Here is a 13,930-nt window from a genome sequence, read left to right as displayed (position 1 = left end):
GGCCCCAGCCCGCAGGTCAGCGGACACCCGGCCTGGGCCTGCGACCCGAGGGCATCCCGCCCAGGCCCGCAGGCCGAGGGCATCCGGCTGGGCCCGCCAGAGGGGGATCCAGCCCGACCCCGGAGGCCAGGGGGCATCCGACCCAAGCCGGCGAGCCGGGGGCGTTCGGCCCGCCCCCAGGTCGAGCGGATCCAGCCCGGCCCCAGCCAGCGGAACGTCCGGCCCGGGGCGGTGAGGGCTCAAGGCATCCGGGCCGGGGACGGCGGCAAGCCGCGGGGCGTCCGGCCCGGGGGGCGGCGGCGAGCCGCGGGGCGTGCGCCCCCTGGCCCGTGGGCCGGGGGGCGTCGGGCTTCAGGGGGCCGATGGGAGGGTTACCTCGAAACGGCAGCCGCCCGGGATGTTGCGGACCGAGGCCCGGCCCTGGTGGGCTTCCACGATGCCGCGCACGATGGCGAGGCCCAGTCCCGCGCCGGCCGGGGGTGTCCGGGCGTGGGTGCCGCGCCAGCCGGTGTCGAAGACCCGGTGCAGGTCCTCCTCCGGGATGCCGCCGCAGCCGTCGGTGACGGACACGACGACCCCGGCGGGCGAGCGTTCGGCGGCGACGGCGACCGTGCCGTCGGCGGGGGTACGGCGGATGGCGTTGACGAGCAGATTGCCCAGCACCCGGCTCATCTCCTTGCCGTCGACCTCGACCGGGAGCGGCTCGACGCGGTCGCCGACGAGCCGTACGCCGTGCTCGCGGGCGAGCGGGTCGGCCCCGGCGAGGGCGTCGCCGACGAGGTCGTACACCGACATGCGGGAGGGGGAGAGCGCGAGCGCACCGGCGTGGATGCGGGACAGCTCGAACAGGTCGCCCACCATGTCGTTGAGCCGCTCGACCTCGGTGCGGATCTGCCGCAGGTAACGGGCCGGATCGGCCGCCACGCCGTCCTCCAGTGCCTCCGACATCGCGCGCAGTCCGGCCAGCGGGGTGCGCAGGTCGTGCGAGATCCAGGCGACGAGTTCACGTCGGGACGTCTCCAGCGCCCGTTCGCGGTCCCGGGACTCGGCGAGTCTCGCGCTGGTGGCGGCCAGTTCGCGGCTGATCGCGTCCAGTTCGGCGGTTGTCGGGCCGTCGGGCGCGGTGAAGGCGCCGCCGTCGCCGAACGAGCGTGCGGCACGGGTGAGTTCGCGGCTGCGGGCGACCACCCAGCGGCCGAGGAGCAGCGCGGTGACCAGGGAGACCACGGCCGCCATGGCGACGACCGTCGTCACCACGCTCAGGTCGTGCCCCGACAGGAACATCGCCTGCGCCACGGCGAGGGTGCCCGCCATCATCGCGGTCACGGCGACGGCGGCCACCACGGTGAGCGAGGCGACGAACGAGCGGCGGCGCAGCAGCCACAGCGCGCCCGCGCCGACGAGCCCGGCGGCCGCGGCGCCGACGAACGCGAACAGGGCGATGAGCAGGGTGTCGCGCACGGTCACTCCCCCTCTTGCGCGGGGCCGGGTTCGAAGCGGTAGCCCACACCCCACACCGTGCGGATCAGACGGGGTCGGGCGGGGTCGTCCTCGACCTTGCCGCGCAGCCGGCGCACATGGACGGTCACGGTGGACAGGTCGCCGAACTCCCAGCCCCACACCTCGTGCATGAGGTCCTCGCGGCCGAACGCCCGCCCGGGGTGCCGCAGGAAGAACGCGAGGAGGTCGAACTCTCGCAGGGTGAGGGCGAGTTCCTCGCCGTCCTTGGTGGCGCGGCGGGCGCCGGGGTCCAGGGTCAGACCGGCCGCGCCGAGGGTCCGCCCGCCCGTCACGGGCCGGCTGCGGCGCAGCACCGACTCCACCCGCAGGACGAGTTCGCGCGGACTGAAGGGCTTGGTGACGTAGTCGTCGGCGCCGACCTCCAGCCCGAGGACACGGTCGTCCTCCTCACCGCGCGCGGTGAGCATGATGACCGGCACGGGCCCGTGTCCGCGCAGCCGCCGGCAGACCTCCAGGCCGTCCATGCCGGGCAGCATCAGGTCCAGCACCACCAGGTCGGGCCGGTGCGCGGCGGCCCGGGTCAGGGCGGTGGGGCCGTCGTCCGCCCGGTCGACGACGTAGCCGGCCCGGTCGAGGTAGCCGGCGACCACCTCCGACACCGTGGGGTCGTCGTCGACGACCAGGACCCGGGCCGGTCCCGGTGGAGAGGGCGGGGACTCGTACGACTGCTGCATGCGCCCAGCCTCGCACCGCGCTCCCCCGGGTGCGGCGTCGGCGGGGGCCCGGCGCCCCGACGTCCGCGTTTCGTAAGGAGCCGTAGCCCGTTTTGCCCGATTCGTATTCGTAGGGTGAGACCGTGACCACGGACACAGAAGTAGACGTCGTGCTCCCCTGTCTGAACGAGGCCGAGGCCCTCCCCTGGGTGCTAGGCCGTATTCCGGACGGCTGGCGGGCCCTCGTCGTGGACAACGGCTCCACCGACGGCTCGGCCGGGATCGCCCGCGCGCTGGGCGCGAGAGTCGTCCACGAGCCGCGGCGGGGGTTCGGCGCCGCCTGCCACGCCGGACTGACCGCCGCGACCGCCGAGGTGGTGTGCTTCTGCGACTGCGACGCCTCGCTCGACCCGGCGCTCCTTGTGCCGTTCGTCGAGGAGGTGCGCTCCGGCGCGGCCGACCTGGTGCTCGGCCGCAGACGGCCGCAGGGCCGGGGCGCGTGGCCCGCGCACGCCCGGGCCGGGAACCTCGCGCTCGCCCGGCTGCTGCGCCGCCGCACCGGACTCGGGCTGCACGACCTGGGCCCGTTGCGGGCCGCCCGGCGTGAGCCGCTGCTCGCCCTCGGCCTCACCGACCGGCGCAGCGGCTACCCGCTGGAGATGGTGGTGCGGGCGGCGGACGCGGGCTGGCGGATCGCCGAGCACGACGTCCCCTACCTGCCCCGCACGGGCGACTCGAAGGTGACCGGCACCTGGCGCGGGACCTGGCAGGCGGTGCGGGACATGAGCCGCGTCCTCGGCGGCCTTCCGGCCCGTGAGGAGGCGGCCCGGTGACCACCCTGCTCGTCATCGCGAAGGAACCCCGGCCCGGGCGCGTGAAGACCAGGCTGACCCCGCCGTTCACCCCGCGGGAGGCGGCGGCGCTCGCGGAGGCGGCGCTGGCCGACACGCTGCGGGCCGTGGCGGCCGCCCCGGCGACCCGCCGTGTGCTGGTGCTCGACGGCGCGCCCGGCCCCTGGCTGCCGTCCGGCTTCGACGTCGTGGCGCAGTGCGGGGGCGGGCTCGACGAGCGCCTCGCGGACGCTTTCGGCCGGTGCGACGGTCCGGCCCTGCTGATCGGGATGGACACCCCGCAGGTGACGCCGGAGCTGCTGACGGCCGACTTCGAGGGCTGCGACGCCTACTTCGGTCCGGCGCAGGACGGGGGCTTCTGGGCGCTGGGGCTCGCGGAGCCCGATCCCGCCCTGCTGCGGGGCGTTCCCATGTCGACGGCGCTGACCGGCGCCGTGCAGCGGGCCCGGCTGGTGGGCGCCGGGCTACGGGTGCGGGACCTGCCGTGTCTGCGCGACGTCGACACCGCCCCGGACGCGACGGCCGTCGCCGCGTCGGCGCCGCACGGCAGGTTCGCCGCGCGGCTGGCCGGATTCACGGCGGCGGCGGGCCGGTGAGCACCGCGTACGACCTCACCGGGGCCGCCGACCCGGCCGCCGCCCCGGGTCCCGCACCTGCGGGCGCCGGCAGCGCGGGCGCCGGCGCCGCCTGGGCCGCCGCGGACCCCTATGACGACGCCGTGCGCGCCGGCCGGGGGCCGCTGTTCCTGCGCCGAGCCGACGGCTGGCTCCTGCCCCTGGAGGTGGAACGCTGGTGCGCCCGCGCCGACCCGGCCGACCTGGGGATCCTGGACCGCTGCGAGGGGACCGTCCTCGACGTGGGCTGCGGGCCCGGCCGGCTGGTGGCCGAACTCGCCGCGCGAGGACGGGCGGTGCTGGGCATCGACGTCAGCGCGGCCGCCGTCGCGCACACCCTGGGGCTGGGCGGGCAGGCGCTGCGGCGCTCGGTCTTCGATCCGCTGCCCGGTGAGGGACGCTGGGGCACCGTCCTGCTCATCGACGGCAATGTGGGCATCGGCGGCGATCCGCTCGCCCTCCTTCGGCGGACGGCCGCCCTGGTGGTGCCCGGTGGCCTGCTGATCGCGGAGACCCTGCCGGTGGACGTGGACGAGCGCGCCGAGGTCGAGGTCGTCGGTCTGCCCCAGGCTCCCGGCACCGGCCGTGTCTTCCCCTGGGCCCGGCTCGGCACTCCCGCCCTGCTCGGGTACGCGGGGCGGGAGGGCTGGCGGACGGCCGGTCAGTGGACGGCCGGCGGCCGCTCCTTCGTGGCCCTGCGCAGCCGCAGCGCGAGCAGCAGCGCCGAGCCGCCGAAGAGCACGGCGGTGATCAGCAGCCAGTGGTCGAGGTACCCCTCCGCCGAGCGGCCGGTGGCGGACCGGTAGCGGACGTCCACCATCCCGCTGATCAGCGGGAACCACACGAGCAGCAGCAGGGCCGAGAGCGCGGCCGGAACCCGGACGTACATGGCCCGGCTCCGGTGTCCGGCCGCCCCGAGCCCTCGCAGGACGGCCCGGTCGGCCGTCGCGTACAGGGGCAGCAGCACCAGGTCGTGGAGCAGGGCGGCCCCCACCCACCACAGCGCCACCCCGAACCAGTCGTCGGCGAGCAGGCGCACCCCCGCGTACGCGGCGAGCGCGAACGAGCAGGCCAGCAGCAGGAGTTGGAAGGGGCTGCCGATCAACGGGCGTCGTCGTGCCGGGGTCATCGCACCTCTCCGAACGTCATCCGGGCCACCCACTTGGTGTTGAGGACGCCGGGCGCCGCGGGGACGATCACCCGCGCCGGGTATCCGTGGTCCGCGGTCAGCGGCCCACCGTTGACGTACAGGGCGAGCAGGGAGCGCGGGTCGGCGACCTGGTTCGCGCGCAGCGCGGCGTGCCGGAACGCGCCGTGCAGCTGGAGGGACTCGACGATCACGTCCGGCGGATCGCCGTCGTGGCCGACGAGCGCGGCCAGGTCCCGCAGCCGTACGCCGCGCCACCGCTGGTCCGAGGTGGACCAGCCCTCGACGCACGCGATGGGCAGCGACGAGGTGTGCAGGGGCAGCCGGTGGAGCCGGTCCAGGTCGAGGCGGACGGTGCCCGTGCGCCCCGTGACGACGAGCTGCCAGGTGTCCTCCCGCGTCTGCGCGGCGGTGACGCCGGCGTACGCGGCGGTCTTGTTGATCTGGAAGCCGCCCGGGCCGCCCGGGTCGGCCCCGCCGTGCGGAGCGAGCAGGGCGGTGCCGCGCAGCGCGTCAAAACTCTGTCCGGCCGTCGTGGCGAACAGGAGCAGCGAGCCGCCCCCGACGAACCCGAGCGCCCCGCGCCGGGACACGGTGGGGGCGTCGGGAGACGGGGCGACCAGCTCCCGTCCCGTCTCGTCCGCCGGTGCGGCGGGTGCCGGTTCGTCCTCGGCGCGCAGCCGGCGCAGGTTGCGTACGGCCGCCGGGGTCTTCAGGACGGCGTGGGCGGCGAACGCGGCGAAGAAGACCCAGGCGCCGTAGAAGTGCAGGGGGTAGAAGGAGCCGGGGAAGACGTAGTCGAGCTGGATGTTGAGGACGCCGGTGGTGAACTCGAACAGGGCGCCCCCGACGAGCAGCAGCAGGGAGATCCGCTCGAGTGCGTGGGCGAGCGAGCGGGCCGGCGGCAGGGCGAACAGCTTCGGCACCACCGACCACAGCTTCGCCAGCAGGACGGGGACGAGGGTGATGCCGAGGGTGACGTGGACACCTTGGGTCAGCCGGTACAGCCAGTGCGGGTCGGTCGGCCAGGCGAAGAGGTAGAAGCCGAGGATCCCCTTGTCCGGGGTCTTGTCGTTCACCGGGGAGAGGTCCGGGTTGTAGGCGGCGTACGAGGCCAGGCCGGTCACGAACAGCACGGTGACACCGACGAGCAGGACCAGCCCGAGCACCGAGGTGAACCAGGGGCCGCGCAGCGGACTGCGCCAGAAGGCGGGAGAGGTGGGGAGCCGTGAGTCGTCTCGCATGCCCCGACCGTAGGCCGCGGGACCCCGGGTAAAGGGCGCGCGACCCATGACGAAACGCTGACGTCCGGCCCGGACGACGGCCCGCGCCCTGCTTCCCGGCCTAGCGTGCCGATGTGAACCGCACCCAGCTGAGCACCGGACCGCGCGCCTCCCGCTCCGACAAGGCCGACGACGGCGTGCGCCGTGGCGTCCGCCGCGACCTGTACGCGGCGGGCGCCGCCGTCCTGCTCGTCACCGCGGCCGTGCTGATCGGCCTGCACATCGAGCACACCCACCACACCCTGCGGGTGCACTGGCCTCCCGTCCTGGGCAGCTGGGACCCGCATGTCGGGCCCGGCACACCGGCGTCCGTGCTGCTCGCGGCCCTGACGGTGGTCCACGGCCCGACGCTGGCGGCACGGCTCCCCTGGCGGGCGCTGCTCGCGGCCTGCTGGGGCTCGGCCACGGCCTGGATCCTCTCCCTCGCCCTGATCGACGGCTGGCAGCGGGGCGTCGCCGACCGGCTCACCACCCGCCACGAGTACCTCCAGGCCGTCGGCCGCTTCCACGACATCCCGGCGGCGCTGCGCGGCTTCACCGGGCACATCCTCCTCGGCTCGCCCGAGAACTGGCCCGCGCACGTCGCCGGTCATCCTCCGGCGGCCACGCTGACGTTCGTGCTGCTCGACCGGGCCGGGCTGCGGGGCGGGGGCTGGGCCGGCACCTGGTGCGTCGTCGTCGGGGCGACGGCGTGCGTGGCGGTGCTGGTGGCGGTGCGCGCCCTGGCCGACGAGCGGCTCGCCCGGCGGGCGGCGCCCTTCCTGGTGCTGGCCCCGGCGGCGGTGTGGATGGGGACCTCCGCCGACGCCTACTTCACGGCGGTCGCCGCGTGGTCCCTGGCACTGCTCGCGCTGGCGGTCACGGCACGGCAGGACCCGGGCGCCTCCCGGCCCGCACGGATGCGGACGTGGGGCGGGGCGGCGGGCGCGGGTCTGCTCTTCGGCCTGACCTGCTACCTGTCGTACGGCCTCACGCTCGTCGCGCTGATCGGTGCGACGGTGCTGCTGCTCGGCCGGGGCCGGGTCCGGGAGCGTCCGCACCTGCTCGTCGCGCTGCTCGCCGGGGCGGCCGTCGTGCCGGTGGCGTTCACCCTCGCCGGATTCGACTGGTGGGAGGCGTACCGGCTGCTGGTCACGCGCTACCGGCAGGGCGCGGGCGGCGTGCGCCCCTACGGCTACTGGGTGTGGGCCAATCTCGCCTGCACGGTCCTCATCACGGGTGCGGCGACGGCGGCCGGGCTGCGGCGCACCGGGGCGGCGCTGCGGGGCCACCGCCGCGCGGCTGCCGGACGGCCGCAGGAGCGGCGCCGTCCCGACGCGGAGGTCCGGCTCGCCCTGCTCGTGTCCGCCGCGCTGCTCGCGCTGCTGGTGGCCGACCTGTCCGGCATGAGCAAGGCGGAGACGGAGCGCATCTGGCTCCCGTTCGTCGTCTGGCTCCTGCCGTCCTGCGCGTTCCTCACCCGCCCGCGTGCCTGGCTCACCGCGCAGGCGGTGCTGGCCCTCCTGCTCAACCACCTCCTGGCGACCGGCTGGTGAGCCGGAGCGCCGCGCCGCCCACCCGGCGAGTTCCCCGGGGAGCGCCCGGGTCCGGCGCGCGACGGGGCCGCATCCGGTGGGAGATCTGTGCAACCTCTGGGGCATTCGGGTTGTCTCACTTCATATCCGACACACACGACCTCTGGGGGAGATCATGGTGCGAAGCAGAACCGTATGGGCCGCCGCCGCTCTTCTGGCCGCCACGCTGGGCGTGGCCGCCGTCCCGGCCGGCACCGCCTCCGCCGCGACGGCACGGGCGGTCGCCGCCTGCCCCACCGGCTGGGGCAGCCTCGCCAAGGCCTACGACGCCGGCACCGCCACACCGCTGACCGACGTCAGGACCGGCCGTCACGACTGCTACGACCGGTTCGTCGTCGATGTGCCGGGCGCGAGCGCGGACACGCTGGGCTTCTCGGTCGCGTACGTCGACCGGCTCTACCAGGACGCGTCGGGCCGGCTCATCCCCGTCGGCGGCGGAGCCATCCTGGAGGTGCGGGTCAACGCGCCCGCCTACGACCCCCGGACGGGGGCCGCCACTTATCCGGGCCGGGTGGCGCAGCCGCTGCCGGGCGTGAACCTGGCCGGGTACAGCACCTTCCGCGACACCCGGTACGCCGGGAGCTTCGAAGGGGTGACGCAGTTCGGACTCGGCGTGCGCGCCCGCTTGCCGTTCCGCGTGCAGCGGCTGGCCGACCACCTCGTGGTGGACGTCGCGCACACCTGGTGACGACCGCCGCCGGTCCGGTCCTCGCGCGCCGGCTCCCCGAAGGAGCCGGCGCCGGGCGCCATGAACGGACGGCGGGGCGCCAAGTATTGATTGGTGGCCGTCGGCGGCCGAGGGACGGGCGCACATCCGTACGTCCGGCCCCGGGACATCGCGGCGCGGATTTCGTAGGCTGTCGTCCGCCGTTCGCCACCCCCGCCGCGCCCCGCAGAGGACCGGATGCAGACCTCCAGACTTGTCAAGTACCTGACAGCAGCAGGTGCCGTTCTCGCCCTGCTGACCCCCGCGCCCACCGCGCTCGCCGCCGTCCCGGTCACCGTCCCCGCCGGGACCCCGGCCGCGACCGCGACCGCCCCGGCGGCCGCCACCTGGCAGCCTCCCCTGTCCACCCGGGGCCGCTACGTCGTCGACGCCCAGGGACAGCGTTTCCGTCTCAAGTCCGCCAACTGGGACGGTGCCCAGGGCTCCTGGTCCGGAAGCGGCAGCGCCGCCGACCCCGCGAACCACCACGCGGGCCAGAACTCCTCCGACATCCCCCTGGGCCTGGACCGCGCCCCGCTGTCCGCCCTGCTCGCCGACTTCCACCGGCTCGGCATCAACAGCATCCGGCTGCCGTTCGCCAACGAGATGATCCACGCGACGGCCCCGGTGCCGGACACCGCCGTCGCGGCCAACCCCGAACTGCGCGGCAGGACGCCCCTCCAGGTCTACGACGCCGTCGTGGCCGCGCTCACCGGGGACGGGTTCGCGGTCGTCCTCAACAACCACACCAACACCTCGCGCTGGTGCTGCGGCGTGGACGGCAACGAACGCTGGAACAGCGGCCAGTCCACCGGGCGATGGGCGGACGACTGGGTCTTCATGGCCCGCCGCTACGCCGCGAACGCCCGCGTCGTGGGCGCGGACCTCTACAACGAGGTACGGCGTGACGTGCTCGACGACCCCAACTGGGGGCTCGGCGACAACCACGACTGGTACGCGGCCGCCCAGCTCGCCGCGGACCGCATCCTCACCGAGGGCAACCCCGACCTGCTCATCGTCGTCGAGGGCATCAACTGGACCGGGCTGCCCGTGGACGGCCTGCCCCACGAGCGCCCCACGCTCGCCCCCGTCCGCACGCTGTCGCACACCCTCCTCGACAGCCACAAGCTGGTGTACTCGGCCCACTTCTACGGCTACACCGGCCCCCGGCACAGCGGCGCCACCGGGATCGGCGAGACGCACGACGCGCGCTACCAGGACCTCACCAGGGACCAGCTGTTCCAGACCCTCACCGACCAGGCCTTCTTCGTGACCGGGGACGGACAGCACTACACCGCGCCCCTGTGGATCAGCGAGTTCGGCATCGGCTCCCAGGAGACCGGCGCCGCCGCCCGCACCTGGTTCGGCAACATCACCGACTACTTCGCCGACCACGACGCCGACTTCGCCTACTGGCCCCTCGTCGGCTGGGAAGGCCACGACGACTGGGCCCTCCTGCGCTACGACACCGCCGGGCGCCGGTACGGCCTCCTCGACCAGGCGGACTGGCGCGGCACCGCCTGGAACCACCTGATGACCGCCGCGTCCCGCACCGGGACCGTCCCCCAGGTACCCGTGCGCCGGATGCTCACCACGGATCACGGCGACGCCGTGCAGTCCCGGCGGGTGCGGGCCGGCGGGGACTGGGACCAAGGAGCCTCCAAGGCGGCGTGCCCGGACGGTCTGCGGCTGATCGGTCTGAGCCACTCCGGCGGCCGGGGCCTGTGCACCGACACGTCGGCGGGCGACCTGCGCGCCACGAGCGCCGCACAGACGGTCGTCACCGACGAGCGGTACGTGCCCTCCGGCGGCGACTGGGCGGGCGGCTACACCAAATTCCAGTGCCCCGCCGGTCAGTTCCTCATCGGTTACAGCCGCCGTGGCGAACGCGTGTCGGCCGCGCTGTGCGTGCCCGCCGGCAGCGCCCTGGGCCGCTCCGGGCGGACCGTCTGGTTCGACCGGTCCGACAACCGGCCCGCCGACGACAACGGGGGCGACTTCGCCCAGGGGCGGTACAAGGGCCAGTGCGCCGCCGACGAGTACGCGGCGGGCATCGCGTTCACCACCCGGTTCGCCGCCGCGCCGGGCCCGGCCGCCCTGCTGTGCGTCGCGCTGCGGCCCTGAACACAGGGACCAACCGGCTCTCCCCGCCCCCTGGTTGCCGGGACGGACCCGCTTTCGTCCCGGAACCTGCGCAGAAATGTCCGCGATCCGTAACAGGCGGATCCCGGCACGCCCTTTCACCGTCATCACAGCTGCACGGGATCACCCCACACACGGCGATCCACGGACACGACGAGAACAGGGCAGACATGGCGCGGCATGGCGGGCGGGGATGGTACGGCCGGGTACTCGCGGCGGCGGTCGGCGTGACGGCGGTGGCCGCCGCCACCTCGGTATGGACCGCGCAGGCCGGCCCCGCCGGCGGCAGCCAGGCCGGAGCCCAGGCGCGCCCGTCCGCCGCGGGCTCCGCCCCTGCCAAGGTGTCGGTGGACATCGCCCACGCCTCGGAAGGCGGCGCCCACGCCGTCAACATCACCATCGACGACGGCCCGGACCCCGAGTGGACGCCAAAGGTCCTCGACGTGCTGCGGGAGAACGGGGTGAAGGCCACGTTCTGCATGGTCGGCACCCAGGCCAAGGCCCACCCGGACCTGGTCAAGGCCGTGGTGGCGGCCGGTCACCGGCTGTGCGACCACACGGTCTCGCACGACACGAGCATGGACAAGAAGCCGGAGTCCTACCAGTCGCAGCAGATCCTGGACGCCGAGCGGATGATCACCGAGGCGTCCGGCGGTGTCCGGCCGCAGTACTACCGTGCGCCCGGCGGTGCCTTCACCCCCTACAGCCGCACCCTCGCCGCCTCCCGCGGGATGCGGCCGCTGGGCTGGAACGTCGACACCAAGGACTTCGAGCGGCCGGGTACCGCCGCCATCGTCGCCACCGTCAAGAGCGAGGTGGCGGGCGGCCCGACGATCCTCTTCCACGACGCGGGCGGGGAACGCTCGCAGACCGTGGCGGCCCTGGGCGAGATCCTGCCGTGGCTCCGTCAGCAGGGGTACACCTTCGGCTTCCCCGTGCGGTGAGCCGCGGGCTCACTCCACCCGCCGCTTCTCCTCGTCGCTCCACGCGCGGGTGTCCCGGGGCTGTACGTAGGGTTCCTCGTCCCGGGGCAGCCCGCCGGCGACCGCGCGCTGGCGGGCCAGTTCGGCGTCGAACTCCAGGCCGAGCAGGATCGCGATGTTGCTGATCCACAGCCACACCAGGAAGACGATCACTCCCGCGAGAGTGCCGTAGGTCTTGTTGTAGGAGCCGAAGTTGGCCACGTAGAACGCGAAACCGGCCGAGGCGACCAGCCACATCAGCAGCGCCAGGACGCTCCCGGGCGTGATCCACCGCAGGCCGCGGCCGCGGACGTTGGGGGTCGCCCAGTACAGCAGGGCGATCATGATCGTGACCAGCACGACCAGCACGGGCCACTTGACGATCGACCACACCGTCAGCGCCGTGTCCCCGATGCCGAGCGCGGCTCCGGCCTGACTGGCGAGGCCGCCGGTGAAGACCACGATCAGCGCGCTGGCGACCGCGAGCACCAGGAGCACCACCGTCACGCCCACGCGCAGCGGCAGCACCTTCCACACCGGCCGGCCCTCGGGCATGTCGTACACCGCGTTGGCACTGCGGATGAAGGCCGCCGTGTAACCGGAGGCGGACCACACCGCCAGCACGAGACCGACGACGGCCATCACCGAGCCGACACCGCCCCGCCCCTGCAACTGCTGCACCGCGTCGCTGATGATGTCCCGGGCCGATCCCGGCGCCACCTTGCGCAGGTTGGCCAGCACCTCGTCGGTCGCCGACTTCCCCGCAAGGCCGAGGAACGACACCAGGACCAGCAGGGCCGGGAAGAGCGACAGGACGCCGTAGTACGTCAGTGCCGCGGCCCGGTCCGTCAGCTCGTCGTCCTTGAACTCCCGCAGCGTGCCCTTCAGTACGGCCGCCCAGGACCGCTTCGGCAACTTCCCCGGTCCGTCCGGCGCCCGCCGCTCCACCTGCTCGTCGGGGCCCGCGGTCTGCTCCTGTCCGGGCGCCGACGACGTGAGTCCGTCGGGTCCGGGTCTCGATGTTCCTGCCATGACACCGGAGTAACCGCGAAGGGCCGCTCCATTCCTCACGCGGGACGGCAACCGCGGAACGTCCGTACGGCGCCCGCCGCCCCTCGGGCCCGATTCACCGACGGGCGCCGCCCCGGTGCGGCGTGCGTGCGACCGCCGCCGCGTACCGGCGGGCCAGGGCGTGGAAGGCCTCCTTGGGTTCCCAGTGCCAACCGCACTCGGGCCGGCCCGGGCGGTTCTCGACGGTCCTGGTGATCGCGTAGGAGGCCATGTCCAGGTCGTGACGCGGGTCGCCGGGGCGGTGCGGGGCGTCCGGGGTGACGAACTCGAAGGCCATCGCCGCGTACAGTCCCATCACCTCGAACACGTCGACGAGCCCTGCCACGTAGTCCGCCTGGGTGCGTTCACTGCGGACGAGGTGGCCCTTGATCTCCGCGGGATCCTTGTCGTGGTCGACCACGTCCCATCCCATGCCCCCGGTGTCGGGTGCCCCCACGTACGCGCAGGTGCCGAACTCGGTGACGGCCAGCGGCTTGCCCCACCGCAGATGGCGGCGCAGTTCCCGCACGTGGTCGGCCGGGCGGGGGAAAGAGCAGTAGTAGTCGATGCCCACGACGTCGAACAGCGACCAGTCGACCCGGTCGTCCTGTGCGGCGGCGTAGGACAGCCGGCCGTCGAAGACCGCGCGGCCGGTCCGGGCGGCGCGCGCCGTGAACGCGTCCAGCCGCCGCTGCATGACGACCGGGTCGAAGGTCCCGTTCATGAGGTTGCGCACCCGCTCCAGCACGGTGTCCCCCGGCACGATGCCCGGCACGAACAGCCAGAACTCGCAGCCCACGCTGAAGTCGACGCTCGCGCCCTGGCGACGCAGGCGCTGCGCCATCCGGCCGGTCTCCGCGAGGTGGTCGAGGATGTCCGCCGCCGGCACGTCCCCCAGCGTGGGCTGGAGCCAGACGTGCAGGCCGTTCTCGGCGGCCTCGGCCGCGGTCGCCGCGAGGCGCTCGACGCCGTCACCGGTGACGTCCACCGTGTCGGCGTGCAGATCGCGGCGGACGGCGCGCAGATCCGCCCGTATCCGCTCGGCGTTCCATCCGGTGGCCGGGGTCTCGCCCTCCCCGACGGTGTAGACGACCCCTCTGCGCCGCAGCCCGCGCCGCCGCCCGGTGGCGTGCGCCGCTGCCGCCGGTCCCAGCGCGGCCGCCGCGCCGACCGCCGCGGTCCCCGCGAGGAACCCGGCCCTGCTGATCCTGTTCGTCCGCTCCATGCGCTCACGGTGCCGGAGCGGACGCGGCAGCCGCAGTCGGCCGATGGTCTCCCTCCACGTGCCGAAGGTCGGTGAAAGGGCCCCGGACCGCGGTCACTTCGGCCGTCGGACCGGGTCCGACGGCACGGCCCGACGCCCACCCGGACCGGCCCTGCTCACCCCTCCCGGCGGCGGCCGCCCGCATCCACCGCCCGACACCGAC

At 74.6% G+C, this 13,930-nt stretch carries 12 protein-coding genes; 7 read left to right on the top strand and 5 right to left on the bottom strand.

What is annotated here, in order from left to right; genetic code table 11:
* Positions 1-351: 351 nt before the first annotated feature.
* Complete coding sequence (locus Saso_RS10130; protein WP_189918736.1) at positions 352-1,461, bottom strand: sensor histidine kinase; 1,110 nt, start codon at positions 1,459-1,461, stop codon at positions 352-354.
* 2 nt (positions 1,462-1,463) lie between these two features.
* A complete protein-coding gene (locus tag Saso_RS10125) occupies positions 1,464-2,195 on the bottom strand; it encodes a response regulator transcription factor (RefSeq protein ID WP_189918734.1) in 732 nt (243 codons plus the stop codon).
* Positions 2,196-2,317: 122 nt separating this feature from the next.
* Here Saso_RS10125 and Saso_RS10120 point away from each other — a divergent pair, with 122 nt between their 5' ends.
* From Saso_RS10120 to Saso_RS10110, 3 genes are read left to right on the top strand one after another with little or no spacing between them, the layout of a single operon-like run.
* The gene (locus Saso_RS10120) at positions 2,318-3,007 is read left to right on the top strand and encodes a glycosyltransferase family 2 protein (RefSeq protein WP_189918732.1); all 690 of its coding nucleotides are present in this window, start codon (positions 2,318-2,320) and stop codon (positions 3,005-3,007) included.
* On the top strand, positions 3,004-3,621 hold the full coding sequence (locus Saso_RS10115) for a TIGR04282 family arsenosugar biosynthesis glycosyltransferase (RefSeq protein WP_189918730.1): 618 nt from the start codon (positions 3,004-3,006) through the stop codon (positions 3,619-3,621). The genes Saso_RS10120 and Saso_RS10115 overlap by 4 nt, the downstream gene beginning before the upstream one ends.
* Positions 3,618-4,445: a class I SAM-dependent methyltransferase gene (locus Saso_RS10110; protein WP_229901099.1), complete on the top strand. Its 828-nt coding sequence runs from the start codon at positions 3,618-3,620 to the stop codon at positions 4,443-4,445. The genes Saso_RS10115 and Saso_RS10110 overlap by 4 nt, the downstream gene beginning before the upstream one ends.
* A gap of 319 nt (positions 4,446-4,764) precedes the next feature.
* Here Saso_RS10110 and Saso_RS10105 read toward each other — a convergent pair whose 3' ends face one another.
* Positions 4,765-6,030, bottom strand: coding sequence for a molybdopterin-dependent oxidoreductase (locus Saso_RS10105; protein WP_189918728.1), 1,266 nt, complete (start codon positions 6,028-6,030; stop codon positions 4,765-4,767).
* A 128-nt stretch (positions 6,031-6,158) separates the two neighbouring features.
* Here Saso_RS10105 and Saso_RS10100 point away from each other — a divergent pair, with 128 nt between their 5' ends.
* The 4 genes from Saso_RS10100 (at position 6,159) to Saso_RS10085 (ending at position 11,435) form a co-directional block, all read left to right on the top strand.
* A complete protein-coding gene (locus Saso_RS10100) occupies positions 6,159-7,604 on the top strand; it encodes a hypothetical protein (protein ID WP_372442431.1) in 1,446 nt (481 codons plus the stop codon).
* A 154-nt stretch (positions 7,605-7,758) separates the two neighbouring features.
* The gene (locus tag Saso_RS10095) at positions 7,759-8,331 is read left to right on the top strand and encodes an AMIN-like domain-containing (lipo)protein (RefSeq protein ID WP_189918726.1); all 573 of its coding nucleotides are present in this window, start codon (positions 7,759-7,761) and stop codon (positions 8,329-8,331) included.
* A 216-nt stretch (positions 8,332-8,547) separates the two neighbouring features.
* On the top strand, positions 8,548-10,473 hold the full coding sequence (locus tag Saso_RS10090; RefSeq protein ID WP_189918724.1) for a glycoside hydrolase family 5 protein: 1,926 nt from the start codon (positions 8,548-8,550) through the stop codon (positions 10,471-10,473).
* A gap of 188 nt (positions 10,474-10,661) precedes the next feature.
* Complete coding sequence (locus Saso_RS10085) at positions 10,662-11,435, top strand: polysaccharide deacetylase family protein (RefSeq protein ID WP_189918722.1); 774 nt, start codon at positions 10,662-10,664, stop codon at positions 11,433-11,435.
* 9 nt (positions 11,436-11,444) lie between these two features.
* Here Saso_RS10085 and Saso_RS10080 read toward each other — a convergent pair whose 3' ends face one another.
* Both Saso_RS10080 and Saso_RS10075 read right to left on the bottom strand, forming a co-directional pair.
* Positions 11,445-12,485 carry a YihY/virulence factor BrkB family protein gene (locus Saso_RS10080; RefSeq protein WP_189918721.1) on the bottom strand — a complete coding sequence of 347 codons (1,041 nt, stop codon included), beginning with the start codon at positions 12,483-12,485 and terminating at the stop codon, positions 11,445-11,447.
* A 94-nt stretch (positions 12,486-12,579) separates the two neighbouring features.
* Positions 12,580-13,728, bottom strand: coding sequence for an abortive phage infection protein (locus tag Saso_RS10075; RefSeq protein ID WP_189918719.1), 1,149 nt, complete (start codon positions 13,726-13,728; stop codon positions 12,580-12,582).
* Between the last annotated feature and the right edge of the window lie 202 nt (positions 13,729-13,930).

It is taken from the genome of Streptomyces asoensis, from assembly GCF_016860545.1.
In the GTDB taxonomy this organism is placed as follows: domain Bacteria; phylum Actinomycetota; class Actinomycetes; order Streptomycetales; family Streptomycetaceae; genus Streptomyces; species Streptomyces asoensis.
Note: the sequence above shows the minus strand (reverse complement) of the source record. Positions and strands in the feature narration are given on the sequence as shown.